12 protein-coding genes are annotated in these 21,110 nt (G+C 53.2%); 2 read left to right on the forward strand and 10 right to left on the reverse strand.

Annotated elements, in window-relative coordinates; genetic code table 11:
- Positions 1-3: 3 nt before the first annotated feature.
- Entirely contained in the window at positions 4-5,772 is a 5,769-nt protein-coding gene (locus JI741_RS22220; protein ID WP_369411840.1) for a tandem-95 repeat protein, read from the reverse strand.
- A 456-nt stretch (positions 5,773-6,228) separates the two neighbouring features.
- Here JI741_RS22220 and JI741_RS22225 point away from each other — a divergent pair, with 456 nt between their 5' ends.
- Positions 6,229-6,936, forward strand: coding sequence for a YebC/PmpR family DNA-binding transcriptional regulator (locus JI741_RS22225; RefSeq protein ID WP_202013618.1), 708 nt, complete (start codon positions 6,229-6,231; stop codon positions 6,934-6,936).
- Positions 6,937-6,948: 12 nt separating this feature from the next.
- Here the strand turns inward: JI741_RS22225 and JI741_RS22230 are convergent, their stop codons facing one another.
- Positions 6,949-8,931 (reverse strand): LTA synthase family protein, encoded by a 1,983-nt coding sequence (locus JI741_RS22230; RefSeq protein ID WP_202013620.1) that lies wholly within the window; start codon positions 8,929-8,931, stop codon positions 6,949-6,951.
- Between the two features lie 156 nt (positions 8,932-9,087).
- Between JI741_RS22230 and JI741_RS22235 the strand changes: the two genes are divergently transcribed.
- Positions 9,088-9,975, forward strand: coding sequence for an outer membrane beta-barrel protein (locus tag JI741_RS22235; RefSeq protein ID WP_202013622.1), 888 nt, complete (start codon positions 9,088-9,090; stop codon positions 9,973-9,975).
- Positions 9,976-9,999: 24 nt separating this feature from the next.
- Here JI741_RS22235 and JI741_RS22240 read toward each other — a convergent pair whose 3' ends face one another.
- The 8 genes from JI741_RS22240 to JI741_RS22275 all read right to left on the reverse strand — a co-directional run bounded on the left by JI741_RS22240 (position 10,000) and on the right by JI741_RS22275 (position 21,108).
- Entirely contained in the window at positions 10,000-11,529 is a 1,530-nt protein-coding gene (locus JI741_RS22240) for a sensor histidine kinase (protein WP_202013624.1), read from the reverse strand.
- Between the two features lie 620 nt (positions 11,530-12,149).
- Positions 12,150-13,085, reverse strand: coding sequence for a ribose-phosphate diphosphokinase (locus JI741_RS22245; RefSeq protein ID WP_202013626.1), 936 nt, complete (start codon positions 13,083-13,085; stop codon positions 12,150-12,152).
- Between the two features lie 87 nt (positions 13,086-13,172).
- A complete protein-coding gene (locus JI741_RS22250) occupies positions 13,173-14,285 on the reverse strand; it encodes a bile acid:sodium symporter family protein (protein ID WP_439647554.1) in 1,113 nt (370 codons plus the stop codon).
- Positions 14,286-14,390: 105 nt separating this feature from the next.
- Positions 14,391-15,851 (reverse strand): mandelate racemase/muconate lactonizing enzyme family protein, encoded by a 1,461-nt coding sequence (locus JI741_RS22255; protein WP_202013628.1) that lies wholly within the window; start codon positions 15,849-15,851, stop codon positions 14,391-14,393.
- A gap of 56 nt (positions 15,852-15,907) precedes the next feature.
- Positions 15,908-16,837: an RraA family protein gene (locus JI741_RS22260; RefSeq protein ID WP_202013630.1), complete on the reverse strand. Its 930-nt coding sequence runs from the start codon at positions 16,835-16,837 to the stop codon at positions 15,908-15,910.
- A 339-nt stretch (positions 16,838-17,176) separates the two neighbouring features.
- On the reverse strand, positions 17,177-18,460 hold the full coding sequence (locus tag JI741_RS22265) for a mandelate racemase/muconate lactonizing enzyme family protein (protein ID WP_202013632.1): 1,284 nt from the start codon (positions 18,458-18,460) through the stop codon (positions 17,177-17,179).
- Positions 18,461-18,501: 41 nt separating this feature from the next.
- Positions 18,502-19,455 (reverse strand): RraA family protein, encoded by a 954-nt coding sequence (locus tag JI741_RS22270; protein WP_202013633.1) that lies wholly within the window; start codon positions 19,453-19,455, stop codon positions 18,502-18,504.
- Between the two features lie 129 nt (positions 19,456-19,584).
- Positions 19,585-21,108: a SusD/RagB family nutrient-binding outer membrane lipoprotein gene (locus JI741_RS22275; RefSeq protein ID WP_202013634.1), complete on the reverse strand. Its 1,524-nt coding sequence runs from the start codon at positions 21,106-21,108 to the stop codon at positions 19,585-19,587.
- Between the last annotated feature and the right edge of the window lie 2 nt (positions 21,109-21,110).

A 21,110-nucleotide genomic window follows, 5' to 3' on the forward strand; every position in this document is an offset into this window, starting at 1 on the left:
CCCTTATCGTAAAATGGTAACAGTTCCTCTGTAACGAACCTTGTTGTATTTCAAATCGATGGTGTAGAAGTAGGTGTCCACCGGCAGCACTTCGCCGTTGTACATGCCGTTCCACGGGGTGTCGAGTCCTTTTGTTTCGAACAAGAGGGTTCCCTTCTTGTTGTAGATGCGAATGAGCGCCTCCTGATATTGCCCCGTGCCATTGGGCGAATAGATGTTCCAGGTCTCGTTTGCCAGATCGCCGTTGGGGGTGAACGTGGTGGGGATGTCGAGGTCGCGGAAGGTGTAGATGAGGGTGATGACCCGGTCTTTCGTTTCACTAAAGCTCTTGCCATCACTCAACGTAAAGTATACGCTACGCGAATCGAGTGTGAGGTCGGTGGCTTCGGTATAGTTGTATCGTATCGAGCGTATAGCCTCCACGTACTCCTTTGCCGTGGCGTTGCCCGTGAGGTTCAACACACCCGAGTTAGGATTGAAGGTTCCCTTGATGTTGGCGGTGTTGTTGAAAATAAGTTTCTCATTCGCCAGCCGGTAGTTCTCCTGGCGGAAGCCGATCTCTGCACTGGTAATGTCGTCCTTGTCTGGATCGTAAGCATCAAAGGTTGGCGTGAGGAACACGGGAATTTCACTGCCCAGTTCATACTTCAAGCTATCCGATTCCAGGCGTGTGATGATGGGGGCATCGTTTACGCCGATCACTTTAATGGCGACATAAGCATCCGCAAGACTGTACAAAAATCCATCGCTTGCCGCCCAACGCAACGTGTCCGCACCGGTGGAGTCCTGCTCGGGCACATATTTCAATGTCGACAGGTCTGCCGCTGTGATTCGATCGCCTTCCGAAACAATGGCATTTTTCACCGTAAGGTTTCCTCTCGATGGAACTTTTGTGATCTGCACCTCGCTGAGAATGTTACCGTCTGCATCGGCAAACACCGCGGCAAACTGACCCGTGGTGAACGCATAGGGCGTATCTTCCTGTGTGCTGATGGCGAACGATTGTATTACAGGGCGCGAGTTCACGACCAGGGTATACGCCTGATCCACCAGCGTACTGGAAGCATCCTTAGCCTGCAGTTTCACCGCCACCGGACCCGACGCCGTTAGCGGGGGAGTGCCCGACAGTCTGGCTTTTCCATTGCCCAGCGCCGTGAAGACCATCCACGCGGGTTTAATGGGAGCTGTGATGGTGATCGCATCACCTTCCACATCGCTCACTTCGACAATGTATTCATACGGCTTGCCGGCTTCTGTGAGGATGACCGGTTGGGAGTTGAACACCGGTGGATCGTTTACAGGCTGGATCACGAGGTTGAATACCCGTGTGATAAAGTTGACGTTGGGCGCCGGCGTGGATACGCCATTGTCTTCTACACGCACCGTGATCTGGGCCGTGCCGTTGGCGTCGGCTTTTGGCTTCACGCGCAGCGAGCCTGTGGATTGCGGGCTGGCATACACCACTTCAAACACATCAAACAACTCTGGCTTATTGGTAACGACTGTCACCACCAGAGTCTGATCCTCTCCTGCTCCTGCCGATATTCCTTCCAGCGGAATCACCTGCAAGTCGGTGTCTTCCTGTATGGGGCCGTAGGCAATCGCATTGAGCGTTGGCGCGTCGTTTACCGGCGACACCGTGATGGTAAACGTTCTGGTGAGTTCGGCAAAGTCCGTGTCCAGCACTTTCACCGTGATGGTGGCGGTGCCAAATGCGTTGGGCTGGGGCGTGAACGACACCGTGATGGTTGGTGCAGATCCCGAAATAGTAGGCTGAGGTATTAATGCTGTGTTGTCAGACACCACGGTGACCGAAACCTGCTGTCCTGTTTCCAGTGGGCCCGGCGAAATGTTTTTGATCGTGAACGTCTGCGGCGGCGCGTCTTCGGCCAGTGCGATGTCGGCCAGCGGATCGAAGGTTGGTGCGTCGTTCACAGACACCACCGTCACCTTCAAGGGGAAAGTGTTGCTGTTCGCTGTGCCGTCGTTGACACGAACATTCACGGTGATGATTCCAAAGAAGTTGGCCGTGGGCGTGATCACGTTTCCGGTAACTGCATAGTTGGTGCCTTGCAAGACGGTGAGCGTGAAATCGCCCGGACCGCTGTCGGCATCACTAATGACAAGGTCCGCTACTTCGATGGCGCGGGTTGCATCTTCATTCACCGACACTGCGTTTTGGCCCGTGATGGTTGGTGCATCGGCATCGTTCGTCACCGTGATCTTCACCTGAAACACCGGGCTGGCTACTGTTCCATCGTGCACCACCACATTCACGTTGATGACGCCGTTGAAATCGACCGCCGGTGTGACTGTTCGGCCACTGAACGTGTAGTTTGTTCCGGGTTGCACCGTAAGTGAGAAGCCTGTGGGATATGCATTGTCTACGTCCGTCACCGTGAGGTCGGTGAACTGCAACGTGATGGGGGTATCTTCTATCGTGAACAAGGCCAGCTGACCTGTGATGGTTGGCCCGTCATTTACCGGCTTCACGGTTACTGTTGCGTTAAACACGGCGCTGCTGGCCGAACCATCGTTCACCGTGACCGGCACGGTGAGTGTGCCTGAAAAATTCTGCGCCGGTGTGATGATGTTTCCCGAAACGGCATAGTTCGTTCCATTGCCCACGCTCAACGTAAAGCCCGATGTGTTGTCGGGATCGACGATGGTGAAGTTTGAAACGGCAAGCGTCAACGGGGTGTCTTCGTTAGTCGACAACGCCACCTGGTTGGTTATGGATGGCGGATCGTTCACGGGGTTCACGGTCACCAGCAGGTTAAAGGGCGCGCTGTCTACCGTGCCATCGTTCACTTTCACTTTCACGGTAAGCTGACCGTTGAAGTTGAGCGCCGGCGTCACGACGTTTGCGGTGGTGAAGGTATAGCCCGTGCCTGCCAGTACGGAGAGTGTAAAATCTCCTGGCGAATTGTCGGGGTCCACAATGGTGACGTTCGACAGCTGAATGGTGATGGGCGAATCTTCGTTCACCGATAAAGTTTGCTGGCCGGTGATCTGCGGCGGGTCGTTTGTGGAATTCACCGAGATCTGCAGGTTGTAGATGGGGCTGTTCAAGGCACCGTCGTTCACAAACACTTTCACCAGCAAGGTGCCGCTGAAGTTTGCCACCGGCGTCACCACATTGTTCGTAACGGAATAGTTTGCGCCCGCCAGCACAAAGAGCGTGAAGCCCGATGGAAAAGTATTGTCCGGATCAAACACCGTCAGTTGCGAAAGGGTTAATGAAATAGGTTGCACTTCGGCAATGGTGAGTGTAGACTGCCCGGTGATCTCTGGCGCATCGTTCACGGGCGTGACAGTGATGGTGGCCATGAACGGCGCGCTGGATGCGTTGCCGTCGCTTATGGTGACGGGCACGGTCAAGGTGCCTGTGAAGTTTGCTGCCGGCGTCACCGTGGTGCCCGACACCTGGTAGTTCGCCCCCGATCCAACGCTGAGAGAAAATCCGGTCGGGAACGTGTTGTCCGGATCGGTCACGGAGAAGTGAGAGAGCTGGAGTTGTATGGAGTTGTCTTCGGCCACCGTCAGTGTCGACTGGCTGTTGATGACGGGCGGATCGTTCACCGCATTGACCGTGATCTTCACGGCAAAGACGTTGCTGTTGGCCGAACCGTCATTCACCGTCGTGTTCACGGTGAGCACACCGGTGAAGTTGGCAGCAGGCGTAACGGTTTTTCCGGAAAGCGAATAGTTCGATCCGGCAGTGGGTGTCAGTGTAAAACCCGTTGGGTAGGTGTTGTCCACATCGGTCACGTTCAGATCGGAAAAGTCGAGCGTGATGGCTTGTTCTTCCGGTGTCGACAAGGCCACCTGGCTGGCAATGATCGGCGCGTCGTTCACGGCAACCACGGTCACTTGCAGGGGAAACGAGGGGCTGTTCAATGCGCCGTCGTTCACGTGCACGTTCACCGATAATATTCCATTAAAATTTGATGCGGGCGTAATGGTGTTTCCGGAAAATGCATAGCCTGTGCCCGCCTCCACAACGAGTGTGAAGGTGGTGTTGTCAGGATCAGAAACAACCACGTTCCCGATCACAATCGCCTTGGCCACATCTTCGTTTGTACTCACGGCCACCTGGCCTGTGATGGACGGCGGGTCGTTCACGGGTGTCACGGTTACGGATATTCCCACGGGTGGGCTATCGACCTGGCCATCGTTTACTCTCACGTTCACGGTGAGCGCGCCCGTGAAATTCAATACCGGGGTGATGGCGTTGCCCGCATGAGTATAGTTGGTGCCGTCAAGCACCGTTAGTGTGAAATCGCCGGGATAGGTATCGTCCGGATCGGTGATCAACACGTCCGTGACGGCGATCGTGCGGGTTTGATCTTCGGCCATCGACACAACGTTCTGTCCTGAAATGACGGGGGGATCGTTCACCGGCACCACCGTTACCTGGAGCGGAAACACGTTGCTGGACAGTCCGCCATCGTTCACCTGCACATTCACAGTTAGGGTACCGCTGAAAGCGCCGATGGGTGTGATGGTGGTGCCCGACACGGTATAGTTCGCTCCGCCCTGCACTGTCAACGAGAATCCGGTGGGATAGGAATTGTCTATGTCAGACACTAGAAGGTCGCTGAACTGAATCGCGCGGGCTTGCCCCTCATTCGTACTTACGGGGTTCTGACCATTGATGGCGGGAGGATCGTTGACGGGATTCACCGTGACGCCCACACCAAAGGTGTTGCTGTCGTTGTCGCCATCGTTCACCTTCACATTCACCGTGAGGGGTCCGCTGTAATTCGAGGTGGGTGTCACCGTGTTGTTCACAAAATTGTAGTTTGTACCCGGAAGCACGGTCAGTGTAAATCCACCCGGGTATGTGTCGTCCAGATCGAGGATGAGCACGTCGGTGACCACAAACGTCCGGGGCTGATCTTCGGTCATCGTCACCGTGTTTTGCCCGATGATGACCGGTGGATCGTTCAGGCCGGTCACGTCCATGGTGAGGTTATAAATATTGCTAAGAGCATCGCCATCGTTCACCTGCACACGCACGGTGAGCGGTCCGGAAAATCCCAGCGCGGGTGTCACAATGTTGCCCAGAAAACTGTAGTTCGGATTGGATAATATTACTACGGAAAATCCGGCAGGATAAGAATCGTCGGGATCGGATATAATAAGATCGGTGGGCTGGATGGCGCGTGGCAAATTTTCCAGCGTCGTCACCGTGTTTTGTCCTGTAATGGCCGGCACATCGTTCACCGGGGTCACGCTGATTTTCAACGGATAGGTAGCGCTAAGGCTTGTTCCATCCGAAACCTGCACGTTCACACTCAGCAGTCCGGTAAAATCCTGATTGGGTGTTACGATGGTACCCGAAAAAGTATAGTCGTCGCCCTGCGAAATAACGACGGTGAAATTGATGTCGGCATCGGGATCGGTAATGACCAGGTCGGAAACGTTGATGTTGATGGCCGTTTCTTCGGGCGTGGTGAGGCTGCTTTGCCCGACAATCTCCGGGGGATCATCTACGGCGTTCACCACCACATTAAGGTTGAAGGGACTGCTTTCGGAGGTGCCGTCGTTCACTTCCACGGTCACGGGCAGGGCGCCGTTGAAGTTTGTGGTGGGCATAATGGTGGTGCCTTCCACTGTGTAGTTCGGTCCTTCGGTCACCGACAACGAAAAATCTTCCGGGAAGGCGCTGTCGGCATCATCCACCACGATGTTGGTGATGTCGAGGGCCAGGGGCTGATCTTCGTCCACCGTTATGGGATCGGGGGTTTGGCCAGTAATAACCGGCACGATCTGTCCGTAGTTGAAACCCGACAGAACGCAAAGCAAGAAAGAAAGTAAGATTTGGCGTCGAAAACGCATATTAGCAAACTATAGACCGACAAAAGTAAAGAAATTTCTGAACTGTATGCGATCCGTTCTTTAAAGGTAACTTCCTGTTTTCAGGCATTATAGGCTCAAAAACAATATTTTAGGCATCCCTTGGATTCTTTTGAACCAAACAACCCAACTACCGGCCTTTAATGTAGGATTGCGCCGGAAAAATGATTTTTTCATTTTTCTCAAGAAACTCGGAAAGTGAGGGGTGCTGGTATCGCGAAAGCCGCAAATTCTTCTGACCTATGGGGCTACCGACCGGGTTGATGCTGACTTTAGCGGCGCCTTATTTCCCAATAACTTGACGCAATCCTTGACTAATTGCCGTTCTCCTATAATTTTGCCTGTCCTTTAAAAAACACGTTTCGCATGGGTCGAGTATTTGAAAAACGAAAGCACAAGATGTTTGCCCGCTTTGACCGGATGGCCAAAGCTTTTTCCCGCATCGGCAAAGACATTGCCATTGCCGTGAAGCAAAGCGGACCGCTGCCTGAAAACAATCCAAAGCTCAGAATGTGCATCCAGAATGCGCGGGGTGTGAACATGCCCAAAGATCGTGTGGAAGCCGCCATCCGCCGGGCGTCGTCCAAAGAAGAGAAAGACTTTCAGGAAGTTGTTTACGAAGGCTATGGCCCTCACGGTGTGCCCATCGTGGTGGAATGTGCCACCGACAACCCTACGCGCACTGTGGCCAACATCAGGCTTCATTTCTCCAAGAACGACGGGGCCATGGGCAACTCTGGCTCTGTGGCGTTTTTGTTCGAGCGCAAAGGCGTGTTCAAATTCGACCCTTCCAAACTGAACCTCGACGAATACGAACTCGACCTCATTGACGCGGGCGCCGAAGACATCGAAAAAGGTGAAGAGGAATTGATTATCTACACCAAGTTCACGGAGTTTGGCCACATGCTCAAATTCCTGGAATCGAAAGGACTGGAAGCCAAAAGCTCCGAGCTCCAATACATCCCCAACACCACAAAAGAACTTCCCGAAGAACAACAGGACGAAGTGCTGAAATGTGTGGAAGCGCTGGAGGCCGACGACGACGTGCAAAACGTCTATCACAACCTCGCCTGATTCGCCACTGCCCTACTGCGGGATCAATTTCATTTTTGCATTCACCGTGAGGCTGTCGCCGATCATGCGGTTGTTGTATTGCTGCAATATGGCCTTCATCTTTCGCTCCAGCGAATCCTGCACCGGAAGATGCTGCGCCACCAGGTTCTCTTTCAACAACTCGTCGGTCTTGAACCTGAACAAGCCAATGGCCGTGTTGCCATCGTATTGAAACAAGTAGTCGCCTTCCACCAGCTGGTATGCATTGTCTTTGTAGTTGAAAGCAAAAGGTTCGCCGACATGGGCAAACGCATCTCTTCCAAAAGCCACATACGGTTTGTCGTAGTGGAGATAGCCCAGCACGGTGGGCATGATGTCGATCTGCTCCACAATAGTCTCTTTGTCGTATTGTGCCAGGCTGTTGTCGGGTTTGAAGAAGATGATGGGTATTTTATAGAACCCCAGGTCGGTGCGACCGTCGTCAAATTCGATTTCGGATGAGGTATGATCGGCGGTTATCACAAACAGCGTGTTCTTATAGAACGGCATGGCCGACACTTTCTTAAAAAACTCGCGCAACGCAAAGTCGGTATACTCCACACACTTGTGAATCACCAGGGGACCACCCTTGAAACGTCCCTCATATTCTTCCGGAATTTTGAACGGATGGTGCGACGACACCGTGAACAGCGACGACATGAACGGTTGCCGAAACGTGTTCAGCTTGTCGGCATAGAACTGCAAAAACTTGGCGTCCCAGATTCCCCAGATGCCGTCGTAGTCGTCGTCGTTGTTGTATTCTGTTTTGCCATAATATTCATCTACCCCGGCCAGGTTCATAAACGCCTGAAACCCCATGGAGCCGTTGGGCGCGCCGTGGAAGAAAGAGGTGTGATACTGTTTTTCCTTCAGCAACGACGCCAGGCTGTTGATCCGGTTTCCCGAATAGGGCGACAGGAAGTAGGGAACGCCCAACGACGGGATGCTGGCCACCACCGACGGCAGACCATCGATGGACTTGCGGCCATTGGCAAACGAATATTCATAGGAGCGGCTGTGCAGAATGAGCGAGTCGAGAAACGGTGTGTAGCCTTTGTAGCGTCCGCCTTCCTTGTCGGCATTGAACACGCCAAAAAATTCTTTCGAAAAACTTTCGATGATGATCACCACCACGTTGTCGGGGCGGAAGGCTGCCGTGTCGGTGGGTGTGCGCAGCGGGGTGTAGATGTCTTTCAGTTCCGCGTCGCCGTAATAGCGGATGGGAACCAGTTTGGTGTGCCCCATGGTGCGCATCAGCGCGAAAGGTGTGTTGAGCACGATGCTGATGTCGCGTGGGTTCTTCACATACTCGCCGGCGTTGCTCAGGGTTATGGGCCGTGTGCTTTCGCCAAACCCGCCGCGAATGCCTCCCACCACCAGCAAGGCGATGAGCGGAACGGCCAGGCCTCCCAGCACATAGTTGGCAACCCGGTTCTTCAACTGAGGGCCAGCAATGCTGACGCGGTTATATAAAAAAACCATAAGCGCCAAAAGGGCAATGAGAAAAACGGTGGCATACCAGTAGTCCACCACAAAGCGGATCCACAGGCCGGTCATGTTTGTTTCATTGTCAAATTGCCGGAACACGTCGGCAGTAGTGCGGCGCAGGGTGAAGCGGTAGTAGATGAAATCGGCCACGTTCATGGCCAGGGCAATGCCATTGGTGATGAAGAAAACATATTTCAACGTGGATTGATAATAGCGGTTGAACCGCAGGTTCAGCGGCAGAATCATCAGCAGGATGAACAGGAGGTTGCTGTAGAGCATGGTCACCAGATCGAACCGCACGCCCCCCATCATCAGGGGCACGAGTTTTCCGATGGTCATGTCGGGAAAGAAATTTATATTGAAGATATAAAAGGCCACCCGGCACAACGACAGCAGGAACATGACAAGCAAAAGGCGAAGGGCGAGCGCGGTGTAGATGTTGGTTCGCCAGGCATAGCCGGCTAAAAAATTCCGATCGGGTATTGTCATGCGTGGACTCTTGAAATTGCTGTGCGAAATAATGCAAAATTTAAAGAATTTTAACTGTCAATTAACAGCGTTAAAAACCAACGGACGGAAGTGCATTACCTTACAATGGGATTAAATGAGTATTTTCAGCACATTTTTTAATGACAACTGTTCATAATGAGCAAGTTTTGTATCGCTATTGTATTTGTACTCAGCAGCACGTCGCTGTGGGCCCAGCAATACTCCATGTCACTCGGAGTTTTTACGGGAATGACCACAGCCTTCACCAACGACGAAGGCATTAACCGCGACCCCCGCTACAAGGGCCGCTATGAATTGAAGTTTGCACCCATCGGGGTCAATTTCGGTATGGACTATGAGCGTTTTGGCTTCATGGTGAGCCCGGGGCTTATCAATGTGGGGCAAAATTTCTACGTTATTAACACATCGGGCGGGCAGGATGGCCTGCGCGAAATCAATCTTCAGTATCTCAATGTGCCGGTAGCTTTCAAAGTGCACATTTTCAACCTCTCATTTTTCAAGATCAGCGCCCTGGCGTCGCTGAGCGGAGCGTTTTTGATGGACGGGAAGGACATAGTGAGCCACAAAGACACAAAGCTCTACTTTCCAACAGAGAAGTATTCCATCCTTCCACCCGGATACACGGTGCAGTATGATGGTGTGATGGTGCCCGAAGTGAAAGACTATCCGATCAGCGCCAAATCCGATTTCCGTTCGTTGCAGGTTTTTGCCGCGGCGGGCTTCCGGTCCGACTGGGACATATCGAACCACTGGCGCGTGTCGTTCGATTGCCGTGTGAACTATGGTCTGTTCGACCCGCGCACCGACGCCTACATCACCAAACTGAACAGCAACTCCACCCTCTATGACATGCCCGGAGGCCGGAGAGACATGTTTGTTCAATTGAACATCGGCATCTCACGCTACATCGACTTCGAAAAAAGCGACCAGGAACGCAAGCGCAACCTGAAGGGCAATCACAAACGCTTCACGCCCAAGAGCTATCCCGGCCAGAAGACGCGCACGTCAAAACCCAGAGGATAATTCCCCTGAATGTTTTTGTTGTGACTATTGTTCCGGTGCAACGGATGTGCTGGCGGTCATTTTCACGTTGGGCACTTCAATGGTGAACGACGTGCCTTCGCCCAGCTTTGACTGAACCTGAATGGTGCCCTCCAGTTTTTCGATCGCTCCCTTCACAATGTACAAGCCAAGGCCCGAGCCTTTGCTGTCGGCGTTGGCGCGAAAGAACATCTTGAAGATCTTGTCGACATACTCATCGGAGATGCCCACGCCATTGTCGGTGAAACGGATCAGCGCCGTTTCTTCGTTGGCAAAAATGTCGATTTTCAAAAAGGAGTCCGCCCCGGTGCGCGTGTTTCTGTAGCGCACGGCGTTGGCGATGATGTTGTTGAAGATCATCAGCAGGCGGCTGTAGTCCGAATAGAACGGGGCCATCACCTGGATGTTTTTGATGCTCCTCACCTGCTCGGCGCCTTCCATGAATTTGAGCGACTCGATCGATTCTTCGAGCAGCTCGTGGAAGTCGATGCGTTTGGGCATGATCTCCATACGCGAATTGCGTGAGTAGTGAATGATGTCGGAAATGAAATGATCCAGCTTGTTCACACTGCGCTCGATGAGTTCGAGATATTGCTCGGTGTTCTCTTTGTCCGGATCGCGTTTGATCATGTTCAGCAGGCCCTTTACCGACATGAGCGGTGCGCGCAGGTCGTGCGACGCGCTGTAGACAAAGCGGTCGAGCTCTGAGTTGATTTTGATTAATTCTTCGTTCTGCTTTTTCAGCAGATCTTCGGCGCGTGTTTGATTCGTAATGTCACGGGCAAACACGGTCAGCCCTGTTACCTCTCCATTCTCCACAATCGGGTACGTTTTAATTTCATACTTTCTCAACTCGTTCTCTACCGGAATAGAATCATAATATTTTCCCGGTCTTCCTTTCAATCCACTTTCATAGCGTTGCCGCCAGGTTTCTTTCAGCTCGGGCGCGTCGTCGGGCAGCAAGGAGAGGATGCTGGTGCCCTTCACCAACTTAACGCCAAAGGCGAGCTTATATTTCTTATAGAACTCTTTATTGAAATCGATCAGCTCATAATCGGCATTAATCAGCCAGATGCTGTCTTCGATGGTGTTGAGAATGGAGCGAAGGTTGGCTTCGTTCTCGATGATTTTTCGCTGGTAGGCCTTGCGCACGGTGATGTCGCGGCTGAACACGGAGATGACTTGTGAACCGTCGGGCAGGGCGCTAGACTTGAAATGTATTTCCCAGTAATAGTTGCGTCCATCGATTTCGAAAACGTCCTCTACTTTGATGGGTGTTCCGCTGAGGGCAATCATGCAGCGCTCCTTCCACTCGTGTGTGAGCCTGGGGTTCTTGGGTTCCATGGCGTTGAGCAGCGAGCTGCCCTTCTTCAGTTCAATGCCATAGGTTTCGTAGAAGATCCAATAGAAACCAGAGTTGAGGCCGATCACTTTAAACTCTTCGTCGATCAAAAGTATATTCGAATCGGCATCCTCAATAATCGACGTGAACATGTCTTGCCATACGCTCACATCACTCTGCTCCAACATCGTCATTCGGCTTGTCGTTTTGGTAATAGTTTTCAACCGTCTCTAAATTGGTGTCGCGTCAGGCCCTCACCCGCACGGGCTGGAGCGCTGCTGGTTTGTGGTTGAAGAAAAGACGATAAAGGGCGCTATGCAGCGCATACAGCAGGGTTTCGACTTTTGAGGACATTATGATCGGACGTTTTATTTGCAGAACATTGGGCTTTCAACGGAAAACCGCTGGCTTAGGATGCTTCGATTCGAAAATACTTGGTGAACCGGCCTGGGCGCCTGGAAGCGGGGATGAATCCTGACGTCAAAAGCGAAACAGTCGTTAGGGTGCTGTTTCAATTCCTGAACACTACTTCAACTGAAACCCGGTGCGACAAGTTCCGCTTTCGTGTTTTTTTGTTTTGCTCTTATGACCGGCAGCATTCGTTGTGTTGATGTGCGCATGAGATTAGCGCAACATGGTATAGAGAATTGAGAAATTAGAATTGGATAGGATTAAACTAATTGGTGACGCATCAACCATTACACGTTCAGGCTATCGATAAACTGAAGCTCTTCCCCCACTTTGTCAAATACCCAACAACAACCCACCCCAGTCGACGCCGGGCCAGTTTTTTTCTAACAAATCTCACACGGCTTTACACCACTTTGTCAAGCGTGCTCAGGCTCTTGTTGCTGATTAAGTGTTCGATGGCACGCGCCAGAAGATCGGCACAACTCACGATTTCTATCTTGGGATGCTCAATTTTCTCAATAACGGTGTCGGAAATACAGAGTTTCTTTAGCGAAGAGTTCTGAATGTTCTGCAACGCGGGGCCGCTCAACACGCCGTGTGTGCAATAGGCACTCACCGACGAAGCGCCGTGTTCCATCAGAATGTCGGCGGCTTTGCAGAGTGTTCCGGCGGTATCCACCAGGTCGTCGACGATGATGATGTTGCGGCCTTTCACCTCTCCTATGATTTCCATGTGGGCAATCTGGTTGGCTTTGAGGCGCTCTTTGTGAATCACCACCATTTCGGCATCGAGGTGTTTCTTGTATTCGCGGATTCGTTTGATGCCGCCGAAGTCGGGGCTACACAAACACAGATGTTCGAAGTTTGAGTTTTTTATGTGGTCCACAAACAGGCGAAGCGACGACAGCGGGTCGAGGGGTATCTTATAAAATCCTTCGATGGCGTTTGTGTGCAGATCGAGGGTGATGATTCGGTCGGCGCCCATCAGCTGGATGATGTCGGCCACCATGCGCGACGAGATGGATGTACGTTGGCCGTCGCGACGCTCCTGGCGACTGTGGGGCAAGTATGGAAGGATGAGCACCACTTCTTTTGCCGATGACCTGCGGGCCGCGTCAACCGTCATGAGCATTTCGAAAAAGTGCTCGTAGGGCATGTTCACTTTGGCAATGAGAAACACCATCTGGCCGCGTATGCTTTCGTTGAAGCGCACCGACATTTCGCCGTCCGAGAACTTTTCGGATTGCACACAGTGCAGGGGAAGGCCCAGAACGGCGGCGATTTTTTCGCCTAAAGCAACAGCGGTGGAGGTGGTGTAGAGCTTTACAGAATTTTCCATGCGGCTATTTACCAACTTTCCCGACGTCTGTGAAGCGCGATCCAAAAAAAATCATGCGCTCTTCACTCGACGTCGGGAAAATGGTACCTAGGCGTGATGGTGTGCGTCGGTTTCCTGGTCTTCGGGCGGCGTTCGTCCACGCCACCACAGGGCCAGCGACGAGCCGGTGATGTTCATCATGGGGCCAAACACGGCGGCGGCTAAGCCTACCGTGGAAAGCTTGCCCATGGTGAGCGCTATGCCCGATGCCAGACCTCCGTTTTGCAAGCCCACTTCCAGGGCCAGCGTTCGACAGTCTTTTTCCGACATGCGCAGGCCGCGGCTAATCCAATAGCCCAGCAGGTAGCCCGAGATGTTGTGCATCAGCACCGCCACGATCAACAGCGGGCCAACCACCAGCAAGGAATCTCTTCCCGCCGAGGTGATCACCACAATGATGAGCGCGATGCTGATCATAGACACCAACGGCATCACGGCATCTAGCCATGCAAATTTTCCATGCAGGAAATGGTTAAACAACAACCCGCCGCCAATGGGCAGGATAATGATCTTGGTGATGTCCCACACCATAACCCAGAAGTCGATTTCAACATACTGGCCTGCCAGCAGGTTCATGAACATGGGGGTGATGAGAGGCGCAAGCAGTGTGGAGATGGCCGTGAGGGTTACGGACAGCGCGAGGTTGGCCCGCGCCAGATACGACATCACATTCGACGCCAACCCGTTGGGGCAACTGCCGATGAGGATGATGCCGGCGGCGATCTCGGGCGGGAACGAAAAGATTTGAGTCACCGTCCAACCTACCAGCGGCATGATGGTGTAGTGACAGAGCACGCCCACGATAACGCCCTTCGGCATTTGCATGACGCGTGCAAAGTCTTTCCAGCTCAACGCCGTGCCCATGCCAAACATGATGAGCTGCAACAGGGGCACGATGAGTTTCGAAAGTTTGAATCCGCCCACGGTCACAAAGTACTGCGGGTAATACATGGCCACGCTCACCGCAGCAAAAATCATGATGGTATACGAATAGCCCTTCAGCAGTGCATAGCCGCGGAAGCCCAGGGCAATCATCACAAAAAATCCCATGAGCAGCAAGCCTGCATACTGGTGAAGGTCCATCAGCGTGGTGGCGACATAGCCGATGATGAAAAGAATGGCGAGAAAGAAAAACGTCTTCGACGAAAAGAGATTGTTCATGTGTACTGGCTGTTTAAAGACTTTGCGTCTTCCCTCCTTTTTCGGTGATCACTCATCCGGTTGAAGAGGAAAGACGCAAAGATGTAATGTAAGAAATTTAATAAATCAACTCCACAGCCTGTCCCATGAACGGTCTTTGTCCCACTCGGCCGACGACGCGAAATAGCCCGGCATTTCGGGGTCAAGGTGTTTCTTCACCACGTCATCATTCAGTTCGATGCCCAGGCCGGGCGAATCCGGAACGTTGGCGTATCCTTTTTCGATCATCGGCTTTTTGGTTTTCACCAGGCTGGTCCAGTAGTCCACGTCCACCGAGTGGTGTTCGAGGGCCACAAAGTTCTGGGTGGCGGCAGCGCAGTGCACGTTGGCCATAAACGAAATGGGTGTGCCTGCAAAGTGCATGGCCATGGCCACGCCGCGCTCTTCCGCATAGTCGCCGATCTTCTTGGTTTCCAACAGGCCGCCCGATGTGGCCAGGTCGGGATGCACGAGGTCTACGGCGCGTGCGTCGATCAGCTTTATGAATTCTTCTTTCAGATAAATGTCTTCACCCGTCAGCGTTGGTGTTTCGATGGCTTCGGTGATCTGGCGCCATTGGTCGGTGAACTTCCAGGGGATAAGATCTTCCAGCCAAGCAAGTCTGTATTTTTCTACGGCGCGGCCAAGGCGGATGGCGTTGTTGTGATCGAAGTGACCGTAGTGGTCGGATGCCAACGGAATTTCGTAGCCAATTTTTTCGCGCACAAACGCGATGCGCTGTGTCATGAGATCAAGGCCTTTGTCGGTGATCTGTACTTGTGTGAACGGGTGCTCCGTGCCGCCATAGGTCATGGGTTCGTTGGTCCACTGGCGGCCAATATCCCAGTAGTTGCTATTCACCGTTGTGCCTGGTGTGCCTTTCAGGAGCTCAATGCCAAAGTCCATTTTCATGAAGGTAAATCCTTGTTCCACCATGCGCACGTTCACCTTGTTGGCGAAGTCGGCTTCGTTCTCCCCTTCGGGGGTGTCGGCATAGAGGCGCACTTTGTCTCTGTATCGTCCGCCCAGCAGCTGGTAGGCCGGCACGTTATAGGCTTTGCCTGCCAGATCCCACAGGGCCATTTCCACCCCGCACACACCGCCACCCTGGCGTCCGTGAAAGCCAAATTGTTTGATGCGTTTAAAGATCTGCTCCACGCTGCACGGGTTCATGCCCATGATGCGGCTTTTCAGAAACATGGCATAGCGCCAGCTGGCACCGTCGCGCACTTCACCCAGGCCCGATATGCCCTGGTTGGTATCGATCCGGATGATGGGGCAGCGCGCGTGGCCGTTCATGACCACGGCAAAACGCATGTCGGTTATCTTCAGATCGGAAGGCGACGACGCTTTGTTCACCTTGGAGGTGGCTTGCGCGATGGTGTCTTCGATGGGACTGAACATGAAACCACCCAGCATAAGGCCACCGGCACCGACTTTCTTCAGGAAGTCGCGGCGGTCGTTGCCCGGGTTTTGTGCAGCATTCACTTCGGTCACGGGATCTTTTAATCCGAGCCGTTCCAGAAAAGTTTGTGACGGTGTCTTCATAGTTAGGGGTAGTGAAGGTTTAGTTTGACAATTTTTTTAAGGGCGATGCCAGAGCATCACCACGATCTCTTCTTCATGAACTCGTCAAGTTCCTGACGGGTCATGGGCAGTTTGCCGGGGTTTTGATCCAGCCATTTCAGAAAGTCTTTCTTGATGTCGTCGGTCCACTGCTGGTCGATCTGACCAGGGGTGTATTTTCCTTCGCGCAGGCGCTGATGACCGAACTGATCGCGCAGTGCGATGAACTCGGCGTTGATCACCACTTCTTCGAGCATGTGGGCCGGTATGAACACAATGCCGCCCTTCTTGGCCAGCACGGCATCGCCGGGCAACACGGTGACACGGCCAATGCGGATGGGGGTGTTAATGCCGCCCAACATCATCTCCTGGATGTAGGAAGGATCGTAGCCTTTTATCCAGGCGTTGAAGCCTTCAATTTTCTCCAGCCCCTCCGTGTCGCGCACGGAGCCGTAGAAGATGACGCCGTTTTTGGATTTGGCATAGATGGAATTGCCGAGGTTGTCGCCAATAAGTGTGCCGTCCACAATTTTACCATAGCTGTCGGCCACATACACGTCGCCGGGTTTCAGCATATCGATGGGCCACGAGTTGAAGCCACCGATGCGGCCTTCGGCTTTGCCTTTGTCTTTGATGATCTTGTCGTAGTCGGGGCGGCGCGGCCAGTATTGCACGGTGAGCGCGCGGCCTGTCAGCACCTGTTCGGAGCGCAGCAGCATCCAGTCGCCTTCAAACTGGTTGTTGTAGCCCGCGTTGCGCAAAATGCCCCACGCTTCTTCCAGCGAAATACCCTTGAGGCGTTCCAGCATTTTGTCCGACACATTGGGGCGACCATCGGGCAAACGGTCGCCTTTCCATTCGGGCGTGAGCGCGATGATTTGTTCTTTCGACAGGGTGACCACTTGTGCCCATGCGGGAAGCGACAGCAGTGAAATTAAAACGACGAGGATGAGTTGGTTAGCTTTCATTTTTTTGATGGATCTAGATTTCAAAAAATTTAGGAAGAATAATCAACGTATGCGGTGCATTGTTACGAGAGGGGTTATAAGGCTACAGTTACGGTCATTATGAAATATGTTTGTCTTCGCACACACCACCGCAAGCTGTATGCGTCCCTGATGGTTGTTGAAACATCCGCGTATCCATTTTTCCCAGGCAATAACAATTGTCACAACGTGTGTGCGATGTGTCGGTCTACGTTCTTGGTTCTTCATAAAAATCTGTTCTTTAGTTTCCTGCAAACACTCAATGTGCTTTCGCACAGCGGAAGAAAACTTGACGTGTTTCTTTCCTGTACGAACGAGGTGTTATTCAAAAAACGGAACGCCCTTCGTGGCATACTTGCGCATACCTTCTTCGTTGATCTCCACCCCTACGCCGGGTTTCTCAGACAGCGTGATGAATCCGTCCTTCACCATGGGGCCGTCGAACGTCACGATTTCTTTGAACATGGGATCGGTGTGAAAATAAATCTGCCACTCCAGAATCAGGAAGTTGGGCACGGAGGCACACACATGACACGACGCCATGGCACCGAGATAGGAAGCCACCATATGCGGCGCAAACGGCACGTAATAAAGATTGGCCATGTTGGCAATGCGTTGCCCCTCTCCCAGCCCACCGGCTTTTTGCAAGTCGGGCATCACAATGTCTACTGCGCCCAGCTCCAGCATGCGGCGGAAGCCGTAGGCGAGGTAGTGATTTTCGCCGGCGCAAATGGGTGTGCTGGTCGATTCGGTGATGTTGCGATAGGCCTCCACGTTTTCGGCGGGGATGGGTTCTTCCAGCCACATGAGGTTGAGCGGCTCGAAACGTTTGGCTATTTGTTGTCCTGTCACGGCGTCGTAGCGGCCGTGCATGTCAACACAGATGTCGATCTTGGGACCAACAGCTTTGCGCACGGCGGCGATCTGATCGTACATGCGTTGCAATTCTGCAGGGCCGGCCGTCCAGTTGTAGGCGTCGTATTTGTTGGGGTCTTTGGCTTCGTCGATGTCGAACTTCACGGCGGTGAATCCCATCTTCACGGCTTCCGCGGCGGCTTCGGCAAATTTCTCAGGGGGTGGTGAGTCGGCGCGATACAAGGCGGTGTCGCAATAGACGCGGATGCGGTCTCTGAATTTTCCGCCGAGCAATTGATATACCGGCACGCCCAGGGCTTTTCCGGCAAGGTCCCACAGCGCACTTTCCACGGCCGACAACACGGCCACAAACATGCCCGACTGTGCGCCTTCAAAGAAGCCCGACTTGCGTATGTCTTCGAACAACCGGTTCACGTTGAGCGGACTCTTGCCTTTGATGCGTTCGCCAAACATTTTCACCAGGTGATAGGTGCCCGGTGTTGCGTCCACACCTTCGCCACACCCCCAGATACCCTGGTTGGTGTGTATCTTCACAAACAGACTGTGGCCATTGCGAATGTAGCCACACTTGATGTCGGTGATTTTCAGATCGGCCGGTGCCGACAACTTCGGTGCGCGATCGACTGCCGTTTCAAGGCCTTTGCCAAAACCAGCCAGCGAGGTGAATCCTAACGCACCAGCCAGCGCGCTCTTGGTAATAAAATTTCTACGGGATGATTGATATGCCATGTGTGTTCGGAAGGTTAAGCGTTTTTATTTTTTTATTGATACTACCACGTGCGTGTCTTCAGATACTCCTGCACCTGTTCTTTGGGCACGGGCAATTTGTTGATGTGTTGATTGAGCCATTGCGAAAAGTCTTTTTCAATTTCATCTGACCACCGGTTATCGATCTGCCCCGGTGTGTATTTCTGCTGACGCAGGCGCTCGTGGCCAAACATGTCGCGCAAGCGCACGATCTCGGATGTCTTCACCACTTTCTCGGCGAGGTGTGGTGGAATGAAGATCACACCGCCGTCGCGGCCCAGCACCACGTCGCCGGGAAGCACCATGGCTTTGCCGATGCGCGTGGGGCGGTTGATACCCACCAATGTGGTGTTGAGGTCGCCGTCGGGATTGTTGAGGTGATGCGACGGATGATAAGTTCTGAAGAAAGATGTGAACGATTTAATTTCTTTTAGCCCCACGATGTCGCGGATGGCGCCGTCGTAGACAATGCCGTTGCCGCTCTTGGCGAAGATGGAGTTGCCGAGGTTGTCGCCAATGGTGGGGCCGTCTTCATGGGCACCAAACTGATCCACCACATACACATCGCCCTTCACCAGCATGTCGATGGGCCAGGCGTTTTGCGATTTGATGCGGCCATCCTGTTCATGTCCCTTTTTGTCGATGACGCGTTGCACGTCGGGGCGGCCGGGCATGAAGGTGGCGGTCAACGCCCGCCCTACCAGCACGCTGTCGGGATTGATGCACATCCAGCCGTCGTCGTAGTTGTGTTTGTAGTTCTCGCCTTTCAGCACGGCCCACGCTTCTTCGAGCGTGACCAGCTTCATGCGTTTCAAAATGGCGTCGGGCACTTTGGGTCTTCCGTCGGCAAAGCGTTCGCCTTTCCATTCGGGTGTCAGGAAAAGCAGTTCTTCTTTCGAAATCTGTTGCGCAAGGCCACTCAGCGATGTGCAACACAAGAGCAGGAGCAGCAGAAAAACGTTTTGCTTGGTTCGCATAGGGAAAAGTTTTAGCAGCCGAGGTTGTCCCCGGTGTTTAGATGAATGAAATACAATCCTTTTTGAAAGAAAAAAGTCAGACACCGGCGTCCGTGCTTTCGGCGCACGGTGTCTGACGTTCAAATTTTATTATTTATCCCACCACACTTTCGTGTCGAGGTTGTCGGGGCCCTGGTCGGTGATGGCCGCTTGCACCTTCGCGTTGTTCACCAGCAATTCGGAGGGAGGATAGGTGAGTCGCGTAATGAAGTCCACCGTTCTTCCGGGGAAAGGATTTACGGCGAGCACCGGGAAGCCTGTGCGGCGGAAGTTAGACCATGCTTCGGGTCCATTCAGGAAAGAAGCCACCCAATATTCATAGCCAATTTGCGACAGCTCGTTGCCGTCGAACGTGTCGAGCATGTCGCCCACATAGGTGTCGCGATCTGCGCCGGCCACCGTTGAGTTCACGTCATACAACGCCATCTGGTCCATGTGTGCCTTGATGCCTGCCGAATAGAAGTCGGCGGCTGTGCCATCGGTTACCCAACCTTTAAGGCGGGCTTCTGCCAGCAACAGGTTAGACTGTCCGGCCGTGACCAGAAACACGGGCGATGTGCGTTTCACCAGGCGCGTGCGATCCACCTGGCTGTAGGCATAGCGTGCGCCACCGCCGGGCAAAGTACCGGCCGACACATCGGCCGTGCCATCGGTGCTGCCCATAGGCATGCCGTATTGGTTGGCGATGGCCGTAGTGGCCACACCTGCTACCTGTCCGGGGCCGGAAGTTGCACCCACATAGCGAACGGCAATGGCCGACAGTCGCGGGTCGTTGTTGTTCTTCAGGGCGTCTACAAAGGGAGCGGCCAGGTAATAGTTTGCTGCTTCTGTGCTGTTCAGCAGGTTGCCTACCGGGCTCACAAAGTTAGCATCGTGTTTCACCACAGCGTTGTCTGCATTCACCAGAATCACACCCCCTGCATAGGCGTGGGTCACGGCGGCTTGTGCTGCTGTGGCATTTGCCGCACTCAGGCGCATCCCGGCACGCAGCAACAGCGAGTAGCCAAACTTTTTCCACTTGGCAATGTTGCCGGCATAGAGCACGTCGGTTGTTTCCACTTTTCCGGCAGCATCGAGGGCATCTGTGGCTTCGGTCAGCTCCTTAATGATATCGGTGTAGATGACATCCTGTTTTTGATAGTCCGGAAAAAACACCTGGTCGGAATAGCCTTTGCCTGCGTTGGTGTAGGGCACACTGCCATAGGTATCGGTGAGCACGATGAACGCATTGGCCCGCACGATGCGCGCCATGTTGGTGAGGTTGCTCCGCGTGGTGTTGGTGCTGTTGCGCACAATCACATCGGCGGTATACTTCACCACGTTTTGGTAGTAGTTGATCCAGACGGCCGGGGTGTTGTTGATGTTCACCTGGTTGAAGTTGGCGCCCACCAGCAAGCCGGTGTTGGAAGAAATTACCTGCTGCACAATGCCGGCTTCATAGTTCATGGAGCCTGCGGGAAACGACGAAAAGATGACAGCGTCGTTGAGCACCAGCGCAGGGTCGAGATTGGTGATGCCCGTTTTGCTGGTGTTGAGTTCATCAAAATTGTTTTCACATGACGTGATGACGCTGAACACGCATATCAGAAAACTGAGGTTTATTATCTTTTTCATGC

Origin of the sequence: Chryseolinea lacunae (assembly GCF_016735595.1) — a bacterium.
Lineage (GTDB): Bacteria > Bacteroidota > Bacteroidia > Cytophagales > Cyclobacteriaceae > Chryseolinea > Chryseolinea lacunae.

Excerpts from the sequence above, each read along its gene's own strand:
- JI741_RS22255 (WP_202013628.1), bottom strand. The coding sequence starts at position 15,851 with ATGAAGACACCGTCACAAACTTTTCTGGAACGGCTCGGATTAAAAGAT.
- JI741_RS22235 (WP_202013622.1), top strand. The coding sequence starts at position 9,088 with ATGAGCAAGTTTTGTATCGCTATTGTATTTGTACTCAGCAGCACGTCG.
- JI741_RS22270 (WP_202013633.1), bottom strand. The coding sequence starts at position 19,455 with ATGCGAACCAAGCAAAACGTTTTTCTGCTGCTCCTGCTCTTGTGTTGC.
- JI741_RS22225 (WP_202013618.1), top strand. The coding sequence starts at position 6,229 with ATGGGTCGAGTATTTGAAAAACGAAAGCACAAGATGTTTGCCCGCTTT.
- JI741_RS22250 (WP_439647554.1), bottom strand. The coding sequence starts at position 14,285 with ATGAACAATCTCTTTTCGTCGAAGACGTTTTTCTTTCTCGCCATTCTT.
- JI741_RS22240 (WP_202013624.1), bottom strand. The coding sequence starts at position 11,529 with ATGACGATGTTGGAGCAGAGTGATGTGAGCGTATGGCAAGACATGTTC.
- JI741_RS22265 (WP_202013632.1), bottom strand. The coding sequence starts at position 18,460 with ATGGCATATCAATCATCCCGTAGAAATTTTATTACCAAGAGCGCGCTG.
- JI741_RS22245 (WP_202013626.1), bottom strand. The coding sequence starts at position 13,085 with ATGGAAAATTCTGTAAAGCTCTACACCACCTCCACCGCTGTTGCTTTA.
- JI741_RS22260 (WP_202013630.1), bottom strand. The coding sequence starts at position 16,837 with ATGAAAGCTAACCAACTCATCCTCGTCGTTTTAATTTCACTGCTGTCG.
- JI741_RS22275 (WP_202013634.1), bottom strand. The coding sequence starts at position 21,108 with ATGAAAAAGATAATAAACCTCAGTTTTCTGATATGCGTGTTCAGCGTC.
- JI741_RS22230 (WP_202013620.1), bottom strand. The coding sequence starts at position 8,931 with ATGACAATACCCGATCGGAATTTTTTAGCCGGCTATGCCTGGCGAACC.